The sequence below is a fragment of the Novosphingobium sp. DS6-6 genome, assembly GCF_057784975.1.
Genome location: NZ_JBYNTS010000020.1, coordinates 1 through 17,728, shown reverse-complemented (window position 1 = coordinate 17,728; position 17,728 = coordinate 1). Strand labels below are relative to the sequence as shown.

16 protein-coding genes, 3 tRNA genes and 1 pseudogene are annotated in these 17,728 nt (G+C 64.4%); 9 read left to right on the top strand and 11 right to left on the bottom strand.

All coding sequences use genetic code 11. The features are described 5' to 3' along the window. Both AC3EDY_RS15655 and AC3EDY_RS15650 read left to right on the top strand, forming a co-directional pair. A pseudogene (locus AC3EDY_RS15655) lies at positions 1–383 on the top strand (integrase core domain-containing protein); the annotation flags it as partial. A 38-nt stretch (positions 384–421) separates the two neighbouring features. Continuing rightward, on the top strand, positions 422–775 hold the full coding sequence (locus AC3EDY_RS15650; RefSeq protein WP_488573426.1) for a DUF3526 domain-containing protein: 354 nt from the start codon (positions 422–424) through the stop codon (positions 773–775). A gap of 270 nt (positions 776–1,045) precedes the next feature. Here AC3EDY_RS15650 and AC3EDY_RS15645 read toward each other — a convergent pair whose 3' ends face one another. Continuing rightward, a complete protein-coding gene (locus AC3EDY_RS15645; RefSeq protein WP_488573425.1) occupies positions 1,046–1,681 on the bottom strand; it encodes a TetR/AcrR family transcriptional regulator in 636 nt (211 codons plus the stop codon). 132 nt (positions 1,682–1,813) lie between these two features. Here AC3EDY_RS15645 and AC3EDY_RS15640 point away from each other — a divergent pair, with 132 nt between their 5' ends. The 4 genes from AC3EDY_RS15640 to AC3EDY_RS15625 are packed head-to-tail and all read left to right on the top strand — an operon-like array spanning position 1,814 to position 6,098. Further along, the gene (locus AC3EDY_RS15640; protein WP_488573424.1) at positions 1,814–2,953 is read left to right on the top strand and encodes an ABC transporter permease; all 1,140 of its coding nucleotides are present in this window, start codon (positions 1,814–1,816) and stop codon (positions 2,951–2,953) included. Then, positions 2,950–3,657 carry an ABC transporter ATP-binding protein gene (locus AC3EDY_RS15635; protein WP_488573423.1) on the top strand — a complete coding sequence of 236 codons (708 nt, stop codon included), beginning with the start codon at positions 2,950–2,952 and terminating at the stop codon, positions 3,655–3,657. Before AC3EDY_RS15640 ends, AC3EDY_RS15635 begins: the two co-directional genes overlap by 4 nt. A 6-nt stretch (positions 3,658–3,663) precedes the next feature. Next, positions 3,664–4,656: an efflux RND transporter periplasmic adaptor subunit gene (locus tag AC3EDY_RS15630; RefSeq protein WP_488573422.1), complete on the top strand. Its 993-nt coding sequence runs from the start codon at positions 3,664–3,666 to the stop codon at positions 4,654–4,656. Further along, entirely contained in the window at positions 4,653–6,098 is a 1,446-nt protein-coding gene (locus AC3EDY_RS15625; protein WP_488573421.1) for an efflux transporter outer membrane subunit, read from the top strand. Before AC3EDY_RS15630 ends, AC3EDY_RS15625 begins: the two co-directional genes overlap by 4 nt. Before the next feature lie 83 nt (positions 6,099–6,181). Here the strand turns inward: AC3EDY_RS15625 and AC3EDY_RS15620 are convergent, their stop codons facing one another. After that, positions 6,182–7,138 carry a bifunctional helix-turn-helix transcriptional regulator/GNAT family N-acetyltransferase gene (locus AC3EDY_RS15620; RefSeq protein ID WP_488573420.1) on the bottom strand — a complete coding sequence of 319 codons (957 nt, stop codon included), beginning with the start codon at positions 7,136–7,138 and terminating at the stop codon, positions 6,182–6,184. A gap of 170 nt (positions 7,139–7,308) precedes the next feature. Continuing rightward, positions 7,309–7,384: transfer RNA gene (locus AC3EDY_RS15615), tRNA-Thr, on the bottom strand. A 312-nt stretch (positions 7,385–7,696) separates the two neighbouring features. Between AC3EDY_RS15615 and AC3EDY_RS15610 the strand changes: the two genes are divergently transcribed. Then, positions 7,697–7,773, top strand: a tRNA-Met gene (locus AC3EDY_RS15610). Positions 7,774–7,796: 23 nt separating this feature from the next. Here AC3EDY_RS15610 and AC3EDY_RS15605 read toward each other — a convergent pair. The 8 genes from AC3EDY_RS15605 to lgt form a co-directional block, all read right to left on the bottom strand. Then, positions 7,797–7,949, bottom strand: a complete 153-nt coding sequence (locus AC3EDY_RS15605; RefSeq protein WP_488573419.1) for a phage integrase central domain-containing protein — start codon at positions 7,947–7,949, stop codon at positions 7,797–7,799. Between the two features lie 187 nt (positions 7,950–8,136). Continuing rightward, positions 8,137–8,210 (bottom strand) — tRNA-Gly (locus AC3EDY_RS15600). A gap of 157 nt (positions 8,211–8,367) precedes the next feature. Then, positions 8,368–8,904, bottom strand: coding sequence for an adenine phosphoribosyltransferase (locus AC3EDY_RS15595; protein ID WP_488573418.1), 537 nt, complete (start codon positions 8,902–8,904; stop codon positions 8,368–8,370). A gap of 101 nt (positions 8,905–9,005) precedes the next feature. Next, entirely contained in the window at positions 9,006–9,824 is an 819-nt protein-coding gene (locus AC3EDY_RS15590; protein WP_488573417.1) for a cytochrome c1, read from the bottom strand. Positions 9,825–9,857: 33 nt separating this feature from the next. Continuing rightward, positions 9,858–11,132, bottom strand: coding sequence for a cytochrome b (locus tag AC3EDY_RS15585; protein ID WP_488573416.1), 1,275 nt, complete (start codon positions 11,130–11,132; stop codon positions 9,858–9,860). Between the two features lie 11 nt (positions 11,133–11,143). Beyond that, positions 11,144–11,737 carry a ubiquinol-cytochrome c reductase iron-sulfur subunit gene (gene petA / locus AC3EDY_RS15580; protein ID WP_488573415.1) on the bottom strand — a complete coding sequence of 198 codons (594 nt, stop codon included), beginning with the start codon at positions 11,735–11,737 and terminating at the stop codon, positions 11,144–11,146. Positions 11,738–11,938: 201 nt separating this feature from the next. Next, positions 11,939–13,054: a class I SAM-dependent methyltransferase gene (locus tag AC3EDY_RS15575; RefSeq protein ID WP_488573414.1), complete on the bottom strand. Its 1,116-nt coding sequence runs from the start codon at positions 13,052–13,054 to the stop codon at positions 11,939–11,941. Positions 13,055–13,058: 4 nt separating this feature from the next. Next, a complete protein-coding gene (gene lgt / locus AC3EDY_RS15570; protein WP_488573413.1) occupies positions 13,059–13,955 on the bottom strand; it encodes a prolipoprotein diacylglyceryl transferase in 897 nt (298 codons plus the stop codon). Between the two features lie 243 nt (positions 13,956–14,198). Here lgt and AC3EDY_RS15565 point away from each other — a divergent pair, with 243 nt between their 5' ends. After that, positions 14,199–16,991: a [protein-PII] uridylyltransferase gene (locus AC3EDY_RS15565; RefSeq protein WP_488573412.1), complete on the top strand. Its 2,793-nt coding sequence runs from the start codon at positions 14,199–14,201 to the stop codon at positions 16,989–16,991. 2 nt (positions 16,992–16,993) lie between these two features. Beyond that, on the top strand, positions 16,994–17,587 hold the full coding sequence (locus tag AC3EDY_RS15560; protein WP_488573427.1) for a YqgE/AlgH family protein: 594 nt from the start codon (positions 16,994–16,996) through the stop codon (positions 17,585–17,587). Positions 17,588–17,728: the final 141 nt, after the last annotated feature.

Here is a 17,728-nt window from a genome sequence, read left to right as displayed (position 1 = left end):
CCACGCTTCAGCTACCGCGGGGAGGATGTCGTCCAGACCCTCGAGGCGACCTGCGCCGTCGTTGGTTATCCAAAGACGATCCGGGTCGACCAGGGCTCCGAGTTCATCAGCCGGGACCTCGGCCTGTGGGCCTACACGAACGATGTGACGCTGGACTTCTCGCGGCCCGGCAAGCCTACGGATAACGCCTACATCGAAGCCTTCAACGGCGCTTCCGGGCCGAGTGTCTGAACACCCACTGGTTCTTGACGCTTGCAGATGCCCGCGAAAAGTTAGAGGAGTGGCGCAGATACTACAACGAGGATCGGCCGCACAGCGCCATCGGCAACAAGCCCCCGATCACGCTGATTAATCCCGGTGACGCACCCAGCCCGTCACTGTGACCCTCGCCGGGAAACTCTAACCCCGGGTGGTCCAGAGAATGGTGTCGGATCAGCACGACAAAGCCGCGTTCGACGGCGGTTTTCACTTCAAGTGGTATCACGCTTTCCAGTACCTGGGCGACCGCGCCGTGGAAGACAAAGTCACCGCCTATCACGCTGGCCTGCAAGCGAGGAATGACTGGACGAGTCGTGCAGGCTTCGTCCTGCCGCCTGTCGGGGTACAAGTGGCTATACATCGTCTTGCCTGCACCGACCTTACGGCGCAGCTTGCCTACCAGGATCGCATTCGCGCTTTTCACGTAGCACTCCGGCGGTTCTATTATCCCTATATTTTCAACGACGTACTCTTTCGTGCTGAGGACTTTGCCAAGGCTCCGCGCTGGCCGGGATAGGTGATCGAGTGAGAAGGGGGCACATTTCCGCCGCTATCCGAGGCCCTACTGCAAGTCAGTAAGCCGCTTAGCCAGTCTTGCGGCGGTCCCGGTCTTCGTGGCAGACTTGGCACCGTAGCGCATGACGGTGCGCGCACTCCTTCGCCGAAAACCGCTAAAGCGATACGCCCACCAATTCCGTCACGCTGGCGTGATCGGCATGGCACGCGGACGGGAGTGTACGGAACGCCCGCTTTCCACCGCGTTATCGCACTTCCGACGCCCGCCGCCTTACGCTGCCACGCGGTAGGCCCTGAGAAAAACCCGCGTACCGCGCTTCACGCGCTTTTCGATCTCGTCATGCGACAGCCCCGATCGCACACCGAACTTGAGTTCGACGTCGGTCAGGCCTTTCCACAGCGCGGCCAGATCTTCCGCAGCGTCCAAGCCGTTCTCGAATGCGATCTGCCCCTTGGCGCGGCCTTCTTCGAGCAATCGCGCGAGGCAGACCCGGGACTGCCCCGGGCCCGAATCGAAAAATCGGCGGGCCAAATTCGGCTGATGCGCGATTTCGAGCGGCAGCATGCGATCAAGCGCCACGTGATCGGACGCGAACAGGAACGTCAGCAGGCCCAGACCATAGGCGTTGATCTGCGTTTCGAAATCGCCCTCAGTGACGACATCGGGCGTGACCGCCGCGGCGATCTGCTCCGACTGCTCTTTCACCACCGCTTCGAACAGTGTCTCCTTGTCGGAAAAATGCTTGTAGATCGTGACTTTGGAAACACCCGCACGGGCGGCGATCTGCTCAATGCTGGCCGCGTTGAAACCCTGCTGCAGAAAGGCCTCAAGGGCGGACCGCAGGATGGCGGCATGCTTTGCCGCGTCGCGTGGCCTGCCAAGCCTGTTGTTCGGTTCGCCCTTCATGATCCCATGCCCATAATGCCGTCTTACCATCGCAGTCTAAAATTGTACGTTGACGTACATTATATGAGTGTTATGTGAACGCCATCGTACAGATAGAATCGCTATCTGCCAACTGGCTCGGGACGTGCATACATGATGTGGATCGCGATCCGGATGCTGACCGGCGACCGGGTGAAATTTTTCGGGCTCGTCTTCGGCGTCGCTTTTTCCACGCTGCTGATCACCCAGCAGCTGACGATTTTCGTCAACCTGCTCATGCGCGGGGCAGCGGCGGTCTATGCGGTGCCGGCCGCCGACATCTGGGTCATGGATCCGGCCGGCCGTACGCCCGACATAACCCAGCCGATGCCCTCGACCAACCTGCAGCGGGTGCGCGGGGTGCGGGGCATAGCCTGGGCAGCGCCGCTGATCCGCGCCAGTGCCACCGTGCGGACACCTGCAGGTGCTTTGGAGCCGGTAACCGTGACCGGCATCGATGACGCCACGCTGCTTGGCCTGCCCCCATCGATCACCCTGGGAGCGCGCCGATCGCTGTTCGAGCCGGACGCGGTGTTCATCGATGGTGCGGGCGCGCGCAAGCTGTTTGGCGAGGATGCGAAAGCGATGAACGTGCGGCTGGAAATGAATGACCAGCGGGTCGTCATCCGCGGCCTGGTCGATGCGAACCCCAGTTTCAGCACGACCGTGATGCTTTACACGCGCTATTCCAACGCGTTGAACTTTGTGCCTGGTTCGCGCAATCGCCTGTCGTTCGTTCTGGCCCGTGCGGCCGATGGCGAAAACGCGGCCACCGTGGCACGCCGGATCGAAGCGGAAACCGGGCTGCGCGCGCGCGTCTCTACCGATTTCGCGCGCGATGGCATCGATTACATCATTTATAACACCGGCATTCCGATCAACTTCGGCATTACCGTCGCGCTGGGTGTGATCGTCGGCATCGCGATCGTGGGCCTGACGTTCAGTCTGTTTATCCGCGACAACATCCGGCAGTTCGGGGCACTCAAGGCCATCGGCGTCACCAACGCCAAGATCAGGCTGATGGTGCTGGCCCAGTCAGCCCTCGTGGCCGTTGTCGGCTATGGTATCGGGCTGACCATGGCGGTGGCGTTCATTGCGACGGGCGCGGCCTATTCGGACTCGTTCAAGGGCTTTTACACGCTCTGGCAATTGCCTCTGGTCACGGCGGCCATGGTCGTGGTGATGATCCTGCTCACGGGCTTCATGGCATTGCGCCAGGTCCTGCGCACCGAACCTGCGGAGGTGTTCAGATGAGCGGTGATGCAGCTATCAAAGTCACGCACGTGGTCAAAGACTTCCCGGTGGGTGGCGACAGCCTGCGCGTGCTGCACGATGTCTCTCTGGAAGTCCGGTCGGGCGAGCTAACCTATCTGGTAGGCGAATCCGGCTCGGGCAAGACCACCTTGATTTCGATCATGGCGGGTATTCTTTATCCCACGGAAGGCTCGGTCAGCGTGTTCGATACCGATATCTATCGGCTGAGCGATACCCAACTGGTCAAGTTCAGGTTGAGCACGATCGGCTTCATCTTCCAGCAGTACAATCTGATCCCGTCGTTGACCGCCGCGCAAAATGCGGCCGTGCCGCTGATCGCCGCGGGCGTGCCGCGCAAGGCCGCCGTGGAGCAGGCGCGCGAACTGCTCGAGAAACTCAACATCGGCAAGCATTGCGACAAGCTGCCCCGCCAGCTTTCGGGCGGACAACAACAGCGTGTCGCAATCGGCCGCGCGCTGATCCACGCGCCGCGACTGGTGGTCTGCGACGAGCCGACCGCGGCGCTCGATGCCAATTCCGGGCGCCGGGTGATGGATCTGCTGCGCGAAGTCGCTCTCGCGGCTGAGCGGGCGGTGATCGTCGTCACGCACGACAACCGGATTTTCGATCTCGCCGACCGGATCCTCGCAATGGAGGACGGGCGCATCGTTCACGATGGCAAACACATGCCGAAGGATCACTGACACGCCATGGCAAACATAAGCTTTTCTCGCCAGGTCCTTCCCGCCCTGGCCGCCGTTTCGATTGCCGGGTCCGCCATCGTTGTGGCGCGCACTCAGCCTGACAGGGCGCTCGAGCCGGTGCAGGAGGCGCCCCCGACAGCGCCCGCGAACCAGCCGGGCGGCACGGTTGCCGCCTCGGGCGTGGTCGAGCCTTCCAGCGAGCTGATCGAAATCGGGGCGTTCCTGCCGGGAGTCGTCGAACGCGTCTATGTCAGGCCCGGCGATCAGGTGGCGGCCGGGCAGCCGCTGTTTTCCATCGACAGCCGCGATGCGCGCGTTGCCATAGGCGAGGCGGCCGCCCGCCTCGAAAGGCTGCGGCGCAATGCCGCTGCCGCGCGCGTCACGGCCGGCATCGCCAAGCGGCAGCTGGCGCTTTATGGCGATATCGCCGATACGCGGGCGATCTCCCGGCAGGAGCTTATCGAACGGCAGGGCACGGCCGAGGATGCACAGGCGCGCCTCGCGGTGTCTCTCGCCGAAGTGCGCGAAGCCGAAGCCCAGCTTGAAACCGCGCGCGTCACGCTGGCACGGTTGACCGTGCGGGCGCCGCGCAATGCCGAAGTTCTGCAGGTGCGCACACGCGAGGGGCAATATGCAACGGCCGGGCCGGCCCCCGGCAACAATGCGGAACCACTGATGACGCTGGGCGTCACCCGCCCGCTCCACGTACGTATCGATATCGACGAGAACGAAATCGATCGGACAGCACTTGGCCAGGACGCCACGATCTCTCCACGCGGCAATACCGCGGCCCGCGTCGTTGCGCGCTTTGTCCGCGCCGAGCCCCTAGTCGTGCCCAAGAAGTCGCTGACCAACGCGTCTACCGAGCGGGTCGACGTGCGCGTATTGCAGTTGATCTATGCCTTGCCCGATGCGGCCCATGGGCTGTTCGTCGGTCAGCAGGTCGATGCGTTTGTTCCGGCGCGCAAGGCCGAACGCGTTGCAAAGGCGAGCCGATGAAACCGCGCATCCTGCTTTTGTACTGCGCCGGCGTGACCGCTTTGGCGGCGGGCTGCGCACCGGTGGAACGGCCGGCGCCGGCAGCGAGCGTTGCCTTGCCCGAGCGCTTTGCGTTGCAGGTGCCATCGGCAGGCGAGGGCGCCGATTCCAGCCTGGCAGAGCTTTTGCCCAACCACGACCGGGGTTTTGTCGCCCTTGCCGACCGCGCCCTGAAGGAAGCGCCCGATCTGGCCAGTGCGGTTGCCCGGATCGATGCAGCGCGCGCCGGTTTGCGCGGCGATCGCGCGGCGGCGCGGCCCGATGTTACCGCAAGCGGCGACGCCGTGCGCAAGCGCATCAGCCGCGCGCAGTTCGGCGGGCTGCCGCCGTCCATTCCCATCCAGCAGTATCAGAATAATTTCAGCGCATCGATCGACGCCAGCTGGGATCTCGATCTGTTCGGCCGCCTCCGCGCCAACCAGCGGGCCAGCGCCGCCCGGCTTGATGCGGCAAGCGCGGATGCCGCGGCGGTGCGGCTCGCACTGGTGACCGATATCGCCACCGCCGTGACCGATTTCCGCCGCATCGACAACAATACCGCGCTTGTCCGTCAGGATCTCGCGCGCGCTGAAGATCTGGTGGAAATGACTGCGCAGCGTTCCCGCGCGGGGCTGGTGGCCGGCGTTGACCTGGTGAAGGCGCAGGCGCTTGCCGCGCAGGCCCGGTCGCGGCTGGAGGGCCTTTCCGGCGACCGCGCGGAAGCGATCGGCCGTCTGGTAACGCTTACCGGCATGCCGGCAACCATGGTGATCGAGGCCCTGTCGGAAGCCGAACCGGTAGAGCGGGCAGACCGGGCAATGGCGACCTCGACAACGTTCCCGGCGATATCGACCGGCCTGCTCCGGCGCCGGCCCGATGTTGTTGCCGCGGAACGGCGGCTTGCCGCGGCCGATGCCGACATCGCCTCGACTGCGGCCGAACGCTTTCCGATATTCAATCTGACGGCCGGCCTGGGGTTGATATCGCTCGCGCTGGGCGACCTTTTCAATTCCGATGCCATTATCGGCTCGCTGGGGGCTTCGGTTTCCGGCCCGCTGCTCGATTTCGGGCGGGTCGGCGCCCGCATCGAACAGCGCCAGGCAGCGGCGAGAGAGGCATTCGCCGACTATCGCAAGGCCGTTTTCACCGCACTTGGCGAAACGGAAACGGCGCTCGGCACGCTCTCGTCTGCCACCCGCAGTGCGGAAGCTCTGGGCAGGCAGGCCGAACTCGATCGTGACGCAGCCGGCCTTGCCCGTGAACGCTACCGCCGGGGGCTGTCCGGCTTTATCGACGTGCTTGACGCCGAGCGGACCAGCATTGCCTCACGCGAAGCCGTGGTCAGCGCGCTTGCCGACGTGCAGAATCGTCGCATCGGGCTTTATCGCGCGGTCGGGGGAACGCCAGGCAAGCCGATCGGGTAGGGGCAACCGCTGTGCGGCAAAGGCGCTGTCGCCGCGGGCGCCCCGCACCGGTCCTGTCCCTCACAGGCTTTCAGCGCGCCATCCTACGGTCGTTCGCCGGCATAAAGCATGGCGACGTCGCAGCGTTGATAGCGCGCGCCATAACGTGCCATGATCGTATCGTCGTGTACAAACCCAAGCTTTTCATAGAGGTGGATCGCCGCGGCGCATTTCGTGTTGGTGAGCAGGTAAAGCGGATCGGCACCCATGGCCTGGGCGCGGGCGATCGTTGCCAGGAGCAGGAATTCGCCTGCCTTGAGCCCGCGCGCGCTTTCTCGCACGCCCATCTTGGTAAGCTCGAAACCGGACGCGCCGGTCTTCTGCAAGGCGCAGGTGCCGACGATGCCCAGACCCGGCGCCTCGACGAACAGGATCGTCCCGCCCGCATCGATGATTTTCGCGCGCGGGTTTTCCAGCACCTCGCGGTCGGTCGGCTCGAGTGAGAACATCGCCGATATCCACTGGGCGTTGATATCATGAAAGTCCCGGGCAAGCGCATCGTCATATTCGCGCAGCCTGAGACCCCCGGGCGTGGCCCGCGCGGCGCGATCGGCAATGGAGGCTTGATCGAGCGCGCGTTCGATTGCAGCGATCTGGGCCAGGAATGGTCCGGAAAGGCCGGCCATCAGCTCCTCTGCCGCCATGCCGATACGAGGCCAGAGGTCGGCGGCCGCCTGTTCCGCCGCACCGCGCCCAGCCGCCGTCAGTTCGACCAGCCGTGTCCGCTGATCGGCCGCCCGGGCATCGCAGAGAATGCCCAGCTTCGCCAACTGGCCCACGCTGCGGGTTACGCCCGGCTGGCTGATCCCGATCGCTTCGGCAAGCTGCCCGACTGTCATCGGCCCGGCGCGCAGCGCCGCGAGTACGGCCATCTGCCCGGGCTGAAGCGGCAGCTTTGCCTCCGCGATGACGCTCATCGCCCCGGCCTGCATCCGTTCGGCCAAACGCTTGAGCCGGCTGCCCAGGAAAGCGGGTCCCATATCGGCAATCACATCGCGCACGGATATCTCCATATCATGTTATATAACGCGATATGTATTTGGACGCTTGGTGTCAAGTCGCCGCTCGATGCCGTTCTTCAACCAAGCGCCGGCGCATCGCAGAGATGCGCGATATCGGCGCAGCCGGGACGGAGCCGATGGAAAGTAACGATGCTGTTCGAAGAGAGGAATGGTGCCGCTTAGGTGACTCGAACACCTGACCCCATCATTACGAATGATGTGCTCTACCAACTGAGCTAAAGCGGCCCGCCATGCAGGCTGGCGGGCGATTAGCTTCGTGCGGGGGGGATTGCAATGGATTTCGCATGGTATGATGCGGTTTTCGGGGCTTGCCTGGAAAAGCCGGGTGCCCCACCCGGACGAAGTCAAGATCGACCGCCAGAGGGATCCAGCAGCCCTGGCTGTTTCGTCAATGACATGTCCGGGACAGGGCAACCCCCGCGGGCGTCGGTCCGCGGGTGGAGAGCGGACCATGGCGGCAAAAAGCAGGTTGACGGATTACCCTAGTCTGCCTAATCGCCCGCCCTACCGCAGACTTCAAGAGGTGACGCGGATCAGGGCGGAGTAGCTCAGCAGGTTAGAGCAGCGGAATCATAATCCGCGTGTCGGGGGTTCGAGTCCCTCCTCCGCTACCAAATTTTCCAGCGAAGAAAGTTGTTTAGGCAACTCTAAACGGTGCCTTTCTTGCTCCACGCGAGTCGCAGATAGGATCAGACGGAATGGCAGCGGTCGCCACCGCGTAACGGAAAACCCAGCCTGTCAACTGCAGCGTTCGCCGCGCGCTCTCTAGCTTCTCCGTGCGTCGTGGCACCCTCGAATCACGGAGCCTCCAGCGCACGGGGCTTCACAACGACGCCGGGCGCTATCATTGCCTATGCTCTCAAAGGACCCGGATGCAGCCAGAAATCAGCGGCTTCCAGCGACCTGATGACGCTGAAAACTTCTCAGTGTCCCGCGGGGTTTACAACCATGTTGATAGAGGCCGGCGGACGGCAAATTGGAGCGGGTAGCGGGAATCGAACCCGCATAACTAGCTTGGAAGGCTAGGGCTTTACCACTAAGCTATACCCGCCCGCTTCTGAACCATGCGCTTGCCATGGGGTATCCTGTCTCGTCAACACTTGTTGTGGTGTTTGCGGCGGGCCGTCTTCCGGCAGGCATGGACGTGCGCGGGCGCTGTCTGGCGCGTTGGTATGCACGCGAGGCCTGATTCTTAACGGCCCCGCTTCTCAATGGCCGGGGAACTCCATCAGGGCCTGAACGGTGATCCCGGCGTTGCGCAGGCGCTCGGCGCCGGCGAGATCGGGCAGGTCGATCACGAAAAAGGCATGGGTCACCCGTGCGCCGGCCTGGCGCAGCAGGTCGGTGGCCGCAAGGGCCGTGCCGCCTGTGGCGATGAGATCATCCACGATCGCCACGCGCTGGCCTGGCGTGATCGCGGTGGGGTCGATCTCCAGCCGGTCGGTGCCATATTCGAGGTCGTAATCCACGCCCAGAGTGGCTACCGGCAGCTTGCCGGGCTTGCGCACCGGAACAAAACCCAGCCCTGCGCGGGCAGCCGCGGCCGCGCCGAAAATGAAGCCGCGCGCTTCCATCCCGGCGATCAGTTCGGCGCCGCTGTCCTGCGCCCGCTGTGCCATGTGGCCGATCGCGGCGGTAAAGCCCGGACCATGGGCAACGAGGGTGGTTACATCGCGGAACAGCACGCCGGGTATCGGGAAATCCGGCACGTCGCGGATCAGGGCCTTGAGTTCTTGCGGAGACATGGCGGTCTTTCGAAATCGACGAGAAGGCGGGCGCTGCGGCGCGGAAAACGAAAAAAGGCCACCGTTTCCGGTGGCCTTTCATCTCGTGTTCGCCGCCAGGCTCAGTGCGCCTTGGCCCAGACGTTGCGCTTGGCAAAATAAGCTAGCACGGTGGCTGCAAGGAGGAAGCCCAGCACGGCCCAGCCGGTCTGCTTGCGCTTTTCCATCTTGGGCTCCGCCGTCCAGGCAAGGAACGCGGCAACGTCGGCCGCCATCTGCTTGGTGGTGGCCTTGGTCCCGTCGCCATAGGTCACCTGGCCATCGGCCAGCGGTGGTGGCATGGCGATGTTCAGATTGGCGAAGTAGGGGTTATAATAGAGTCCGTCGGGCGTCTTGCTGTCAGGATGCTTTTTGAGCAGTTCTGCCGGTTGCGGCTGATAGCCGACAAGCAGCGAATAGACGTATTCCGGCCCTTCGTGGCGCGCCTTGGTGATCAGCGAAAGATCGGGCGGATTGCCCGTGCCGGCATAATAGACCATCGGGAAACGGTCGGCCGGAACATTGTCGCGCTCGCCCGTCTCGCCGGTCTTGGGGTCGAAGGTCTTGGCCTTGGTGCCCCACTGCTTGGCAATGGCTTTCACTTCCGCCTCGGAATAACCGAGGGCCGTCAGATCGCGGAACGCGACGTAGTGAAGCGAATGGCAGTTGGCGCAGACTTCCTTGTAGACCTGGAAGCCGCGCTGCAACTGGGCGCGATCGAAAGTGCCGAACGGACCGTTGAACGAGAAGCCGGGCTCGGGTTCGTGCGGGTGCAGGTGGAATTCCTGCACGGCCGTTACGGGTTCAGGCTCGCGGATCGCCTGGATCGCGCCCGTTCCGAACGACCACAGCAGCGCCACGGCGAAGAAGAGGCCGACAAGAGGACCAAAAAGACGGACCATGGGGTTCTCTCTCTTTGTGCGGTTCGCGCTGGCTCAGGCGGCCGGGGCGGTCTGGTCGTCCTTGCCCAGCACCGCTTCGGTGATGGAGAACGGCAGCGGGGCCGGCTTCTCGATCGAGGCGACGATCGGCAGGATAACCAGGAAGTGGAGGAAATAGTATGTGGCGGCGATCTGGGAGATCAGCACATAGGTGGTTTCGGCCGGCGAACCGCCGCAATAGCCCAGCACCACCACGTCGATCACGAGGAGGTAGAAGAACTTGCGGAACAGCGGACGATAGTGGCCCGAACGCACCGGTGAGGTATCCAGCCAGGGCAGGAAGAACCACACCAGGATTGCCGCGAACATCGCCAGCACGCCCATCAGCTTGGCCGGAATGAACAGGAAATCGGCCGTGAAGGCGCGCAGGATCGCGTAGAACGGCCAGAAATACCATTCGGGCACGATGTGGGCCGGCGTCGACAGCGAGTTGGCCGGAATGTAGTTGTCGGGATGCCCCAGCGCATTGGGCAGGAAGAACAGCATCAGGCAGTAGAGGATCGCGAAGATCCCCAGGCCGAAGCCGTCCTTGGCCGTGTAATAGGGGTGGAACGGCACAGTGTCGGATTCGCTTTTCACTTCCACGCCGGTGGGGTTGGAGGAGCCGGGAATGTGCAGCGCCCAGATGTGCAGGATCACCATGCCCAGGATCACGAAGGGCAGCAGGAAGTGCAGCGAGAAGAAGCGGTTGAGCGCCGCATTATCGGGCGCAAAGCCGCCCAGCAGCCACTGCTGCAACGGCGTGCCGATGACCGGGATGGCCGAGAACAGGCCGGTGATCACCTTGGCGCCCCAGAAGCTCATCTGCCCCCAGGGCAGCACATAGCCCATGAAGGCGGTTGCCATCATGAGGAGGAAGATGGTCACCCCCAGCAGCCAGATCATTTCGCGCGGCGGCTTGTAGGACGAATAGAAGAACCCGCGGAAAATGTGGATGTAGACCACGACAAAGAACGCCGAAGCGCCGTTGGCGTGGGCATAGCGCAGCATCCAGCCCCAGTTCACGTCACGCATGATATGCTCGACGCTGTCGAACGCCACGCCTGCGTTGGCAGCGTAATGCATCGCCAGAACCACGCCGGTCACGATCTGGAGCATCAGGCAGACCCCGGCGAGGATGCCGAAGTTCCACATGTAGTTCAGATTGCGCGGCACCGGATAGCCGGCGCCGACGGCATTGTAGACGAAGCGCGGCAACGGCAGCTTTTCGTCCAGCCACTGCATCAGCGGGTGGCTCGGCTTGTACTCTTTCGCCCAGGGAAAGCTCATCGTGTCTATCCTCAGCCGATCTTCACGACAGTGTCGGACGTGAATTCATAAGGTGGCACTTCCAGGTTCGTCGGTGCCGGGCCTTTGCGGATGCGCGCGGCAGTATCGTAGACCGAGCCATGGCACGGGCAGAAGTATCCGCCGAATTCGCCCTTGACTTCGCCCTCGCCGGCGCCGAGCGGCACGCACCCGAGGTGGGTGCATACGCCCATCGTGATCAGCCAGTTCTTCTTGCCGGGCTTGGTCCGCTCTTCAAGCGTCTGCGGATCGCGCAGGCTCGACGCGTCCACCTTGTCGGCCTCGCCGATTTCGGTTGGCGTCAGGTTGCGCACGAACACCGGCTGCTTGCGGAATACGGCCTTGATGGCCTGCCCGGGCGCGATTTGCGAGATGTCGATCTCGGTCGAGCTTTCGGCCAGCACGTCGGCCGAAGGGGCCATCTGCGAAACCAGCGGCACCAATACCGCAAGACCGCCCACCCCGGCGAAACTGACCGCCGCGATATTGATGAAATCACGCCGTCGCACGCCGTCATCGCCGCCCGCGCCGTCGTGGACGGCGGGCGTATCCGTACCGCTTGCGTTCACAATTGCCTCATCAGCCATTGATAATCCCTGCCTGCTGGCACCCTGCCTGGAACGGCCGGGCACGGTACTTCCCCCTCCTTGCGCGCGGCAATCATCATTGCCGCCTAACGCACGCATCGGGCCACGGCGGCTTGAGCGCCTGGCCCGACAAGTTGCAAGCCTGATAGCCGCACAAATGCGGCTTTGCCAACAAGCATTTTATCGATCCAAACGCGCGGTCTACCCATGGCCGCGGCGCAATCGCTCAAGCCCCTGGAACGCGGCACCCACTGGCCAATGCCTTGCGGAAAAGGCCATCGCCTTGAACAGGTTGCCCATTTCATCGGGGCCGATCAGCCGCGCCAATGCGCGTGCCAGCGCCGCTGCGTGATCCGGCGCGTGGCGGGCAAGCCCGGCTGCGCGCGCCTCGATCCCCAGGTTGCGCAGGAATGCGCTTTGGGTGATCACGCCTTCGCAACGGGCGCCGGCGCGTTCCGCCACCGGCATCAACGCGGCGAAATCCACCAGCGCGGTCAAGTCCGCCTCGCCCGGCTCGGCGAAGGGATCGACTTGGCGGTGGGCGCGCACGGCCTGAAGCGTGCTGCCCTCGCGGGGGGCATCGTGGCCGTAATCGATCCATAGCGCCACGCCGCCCTGCGCCGCCAGTTGCGCTGCCACTTGCGCGGTCACGGCGGCGGCGGCCGGGCAGGTTTCGATGATCGTGCCCTCGGCAGCGGCAGCGCGTTCGGGCGGCACTGCCGCGTCCATCGGCCTGTTGCCGGCTACCGGCAACAGGCGCGCACGCTCCGCGTCCCAACCGACCATCCGCTCGCGCCAGCCCAGCGCGGTGCGTACCATCTGGCGTACGGGCAGGGCATCGAGAAACTCGTTGCCGACTACCAGCAGCGGGCGGTCCGCGGGCAGGGTGGAGAAATCGTCGTGCCACGTGGCCGCCGGAAAATGGCGATGCTGCAAGGTCCGCAGGGCCTGGCTGGTCTCCACGAAATGCACCTCGGGCGTCAGTCCCTGGCTTGCCGCTGCCCGCAGGGCATCGCGCGCGAGCGTGCCCCGGCCTGGGCCGGCCTCGACATAGGCGATGGGCGCGGGCTTCCCGGCACGGATCCAGATGTCTGCAAGCCATAGCCCGATCATCTCGCCGAACATCTGGCTCATTTCCGGCGCGGTAACGAAATCGCCGCCTGTGCCCAGCGGATCGCGCCTGGCATAATAGTGTGCGTTGGACTCGGCCATGTAATGGGCGATGCTGATCGGGCCGGTGGCCTGGATCAGCCGGGCGAAAACCTGTCGCAGCGATTCGCGGTGCGGCGATGGCGGGCTGGCGGACCTGTCACCCATCGCGTCAGGCTGCCTGCGGCGTCGCTGCTCCCAGCGGCGGCCGCGCCATGGCCCGCACCAGCAGGATAAGGCCGATCGCCAGCATCGGCAACGTCAGCCACTGCCCCATCGAGAGCCCCGTGCGCAGGGCAAAGTCCTGCAACTGGGCATCGGGTTCCCGATAGAATTCGATGACGAAGCGCGACAGGGCATAGCCTGCGGCGAACGTGCCCATCAGCAGACCCGGCCGCCAGCGTGCGCGGGTCTTCCAGAACAGCGTGATCAGCACCGCTGCCAGGACCACCCCTTCGAGTAGCGCTTCGTAAAGCTGGCTGGGATGGCGCGGGTTGGGGCCGGCGCCGGGAAAGACCATGGCCCAGGGCACGTCGGCCGTCGTTACCCGGCCCCACAACTCGCCGTTCACGAAATTGGCGCAACGGCCGAAAAACAGGCCGATGGGCGCGCAAGGCGCGATATAGTCGCACACCCGGATGAAGCTCAGCCGGTTGCGCCAGCAGACGAAAGCTATGGCCAGAACCGTGCCGAGCAGGCCGCCGTGAAAGCTCATGCCGCCCTGCCACAGCTTGGCCAGTTCCGCCGGGTGGGTCCACAGATAGGGGTCGTAGAACGTGGCATAGCCGGCGCGGCCGCCCAGAATAATGCCCAGCGTCGCATAGAAGAACAGGTCGTCGGCATGGCGCTGCGCCATGGGCGCGCCGGGCTGGCGGATCATGCGCGACAGATGCCAGTAGCCGATGAGAATGCCGGCCAGATAGGCCAGCGAATACCAGCGCAGCGCGAAAAAGCCGAAATCCCATGCGATCGGGGAAAGATGCAATTGCTCCCAATACAGCGGCGTGCGCGACGATGCCGTCGCTGCAGCGGAAAGAGCGCTTAGCAGAGAGGCCGGAAAAAGGGACAAGCGCAAAGCTCCGTGACGTGCGCCCGCGGACCGGGCGGTGGACCGGCAATCTGGGATCCGCCGGAATCGCCGGCCTTCTGGCACAGTGGCCGAGCCGCTGGCAAACGCCAAAAGCCGCGCGACCGCAAAAGCCTGTCCGGCCAGCGCAATCCAGGCCCGGCGGGACGGCCTATCGGGCCCGCTATGCAAACTTCCGGACCAAGGATGTTTCCCCTTAAGGTTCGCTCGTTTATTGATCGCTGCATGACTCTGCCCCGCATCGCCCACCAGCGCGCCATCATCGACCGCCGCACTCTTGCCGAAGCTATCGCGGCGGCCCTGGCGGTGGCCGGCGGTGACCCGGCGCGTGCGCGCCCCGCCGTGGTCGAGCACTTGCGTGCGGCGCTTGCCAGCGGGCGCGAGGAACTGGCCCGCCGGCTGCGCGGCAAGCCGTCGGCTGGCTATGAATGCGCGCAGGGCCAGGCGTTTCTGGTGGACCAGCTGGTGCGGGTGATCCACGATCATGTGATCGGCGGCGTCTATCCCCCCGGCAGCCCGGCCAGGAACGAGCGCATCGCCGTTCTTGCCGTAGGCGGCTACGGCCGCGGCGAAATGGCGCCGCATTCCGATGTCGACATCGCTTTCGTCACCCCCGGCAAGCCCAGCCCCTGGTGCGAGCAGGTGATCGAAGCGATTCTCTATTTCCTGTGGGATCTGGGGCTCAAGGTCGGCCATTCGAGCCGCTCGCTCGATGAAACCGTGCGGATGGCCAAGGCCGATCTGACCATTCGTACAGCCCTGCTCGAAGGGCGCTACGTTTGGGGCGATCGCGCGGTGCACGAGGAATGCGCCCGCCGTTTCTGGGCCGAGGTGGCCGCCGGAACCGAGCGCCAGTTCGTTGCCGAAAAGCTTGCCGAACGCAACGACCGGCACAAGCGTCTGGGGGACAGCCGCTATGTGGTGGAACCCAACGTGAAGGAGGGCAAGGGCGGCCTGCGCGATCTGCACACGCTCTACTGGATCGGCAAATATGTCCACAAAGTGCGCGATCCCTCGGAACTGGTGAATGTCGGCCTGCTGACGGCGGCGGAATATCGTGCGTTCCACCGCGCCGAGAACTTTTTCTGGGCAGTCCGCTGCCACCTGCACATGATCACCAATCGCGCCGAAGACCGCCTCACGTTCGACCTGCAACGCGAAGTCGCCGCGCGCATGACCTTTGCCGATCGGCCAGGCAAAAGCCCGGTCGAGCGGTTCATGCAGTTCTTCTTTCTCCAGGCCAAGCAGACCGGTTCGCTTACCGGCGTGTTCATGGCCCAGCTCGACGAGCAGTTCGCGCGGGCCAAGCCCGGTTTCTTTGCCGCGCTGCGCCAGCGCCGCCGGCGCAAGATCGGCGGCTTTCCGATCGTGGCGGAAAAGGTTTCGGTGCCTGCCGACGGTTTCTTTGCCGAAGATCCGGTGCGGCTGATCGAGATATTCGTCGTGGCCGACAAGCACGGACGGGAAATCCACCCCGATGCGATGCGCCTGGCGCGGCGCGATTCCGGCCTGATCGATGGCGCGGTGCGCAAGGATCCGCGCGCCAACGCGCTGTTCCTCGATCTGCTGACCAGCCGCAACGATCCGGAAACCGTGCTGCGCTGGATGAACGAAGCGGGTGTGTTCGGCCGCTTCGTTCCCGATTTCGGCCGCGTCGTGGCGCAGATGCAGTTCGACATGTACCACCATTATACGGTGGACGAGCACACGATCCGCGCCATTGGCCTGCTTGCCCGCATCGAAAAGGGGGAAGAGCGCGAATTGCATCCCCTGGCCAGCAATGTGGTCCAGAAAGTCGCCTCGCGCCGGGTACTCTATATCGCCACGCTGCTGCACGACATCGCCAAGGGCCGGCGCGGGGATCATTCGCTGCTTGGTGCCGAGGTGGCGCGCAAGCTGTGCCCGCGGCTGGGCCTTTCGGCGGCGGAGACGGAACTGGTGTCCTGGCTGGTGCGCTGGCATCTGCTGATGAGCGCCACGGCATTCAAACGCGATCTGGCCGATTACAAGACCATCGCCGATTTTGCGGCGCAGGTGCAAAGTGCCGAGCGCCTGCGTCTGCTCCTCGTCCTCACGATCGTCGACATACGTGCGGTGGGGCCGGGCATCTGGAACTCGTGGAAACGCCAGCTGCTGGGGGACCTGTTCATCCAGACCGAGGAAATGCTGCGCCTTGGCCACAAGCAGCACGGCCGCCCCGAACGCATCGCCGCCAAGAAAAAGGCGGTCGGCGCGCTGCTCAAGGAACGCGCCGCACTGATCGGCACGGTGGGCCGCCAGCTGGGCGATGCCTATTGGATAGCCGAGCCGGAAGACATCATCGCGCTCAATCTGCAGCAGATGGACGCCGCCCTGGGCGAGCCGCTTTCGGTTGAAGCGCATTATTACCCGGCGCGCGGGGCAACGCTCGTCACGGTTCTTGCGGCCGATCATGCCGGGTTGTTCTACCGCCTTGCCGGTGCCATCCACCTGGCAGGCGGCAATATCATCGACGCGCGCATTCACACCACGCGCCAGGGCCTGGCGGTCGACAATTTTCTGGTGCAGGATCCGCTCGGGCGCCCGTTGAACGAGGCGCGCCATATCGAGCGGCTGAAAGCCAGCATCGCCGATGCGCTGTCCAACCGCGTAAGGCTGATGCGGCAACTGGCGGCGCGGCCTCTGGCGCGTCCCCGGGCCGAGGCCTTCGATGTGCAGCCCATCGTGATCTACGACAACAAGGCGTCGAACCGCTTCACCGTGGTGGAAGTGGGCGCGCGCGATCGGCCGGCGCTGCTCAGCCGGCTGGCCCATGCCCTGTTCGATTCGCGGCTGGTTGTTCATTCCGCGCATATCGCCACATATGGCGAACGCGCCGTCGACACGTTCTATGTCACCGATATCCTGGGCGAAAAGGTCACGGGCGAAACCCGGCTGCGCAATCTGGAGCGGCGCCTGCTTGATGCGGCGGAAGATCGCGGGCCAGGCGGCGCCGGCGCGGCAGCGCCGGATGCCCGCCTGCCCGCGGCGGCTGCATGACCATGGATCCGCGTCCGTCCGCCGGCGCCTTGCCCCAACGCGCACCGCAGTATCTCGGCGGCCGCTTGCTTCTGGCGCTACCGGGCATGATGGATCCACGTTTCGATCACGCGGTGATCGCCTTGTGCCGGCACGATGCCGATGGCGCTTTGGGCATCGGGCTCGGCGAGGTTCGCGCCGGCGTGACGTTCCATGGCCTGCTCGAAAACGTGGGCATCGATCCCGGTCATGCGCCCGATGGGCCGGTGCTGCACGGCGGCCCGGTCGAAACCTCGCGCGGTTTCGTGCTGCATACGCCCGATTGGGGCGGTGAAGGGTCTCTCGCCGTCGATCCGCTTTGCACCTTGTCGGCGTCGACGGACGTCCTGCGCGCCATCGCCGAAGGGCGCGGCCCGTCGCGCTGGCTGGTGGCGCTGGGATATGCCGGGTGGGGTCCGGGCCAGCTCGAGCAAGAACTGCACCATCATGGCTGGCATGCGGCCGAAGGCTCGCCCGCGATTCTGTTCGATACGCCGCGTGAGCAGCGCTGGGCCACGACCTGGCGCGCCGCCGGCATCGATCCGGCACATCTGGCGGCCAGCACCGGCCACGCCTGATTCTGCCTTGTCCGATTATACTGCGCTGGTTGCTGCCTGGTGTTGCGGGGTTGGGGGGATGGTTGTTAAGGGTTTGATGTGTGGTTGTTTTTGTCAATTGGACAAAATTATGTCGGATGACGGTTGACGGTAGTTTGAGTG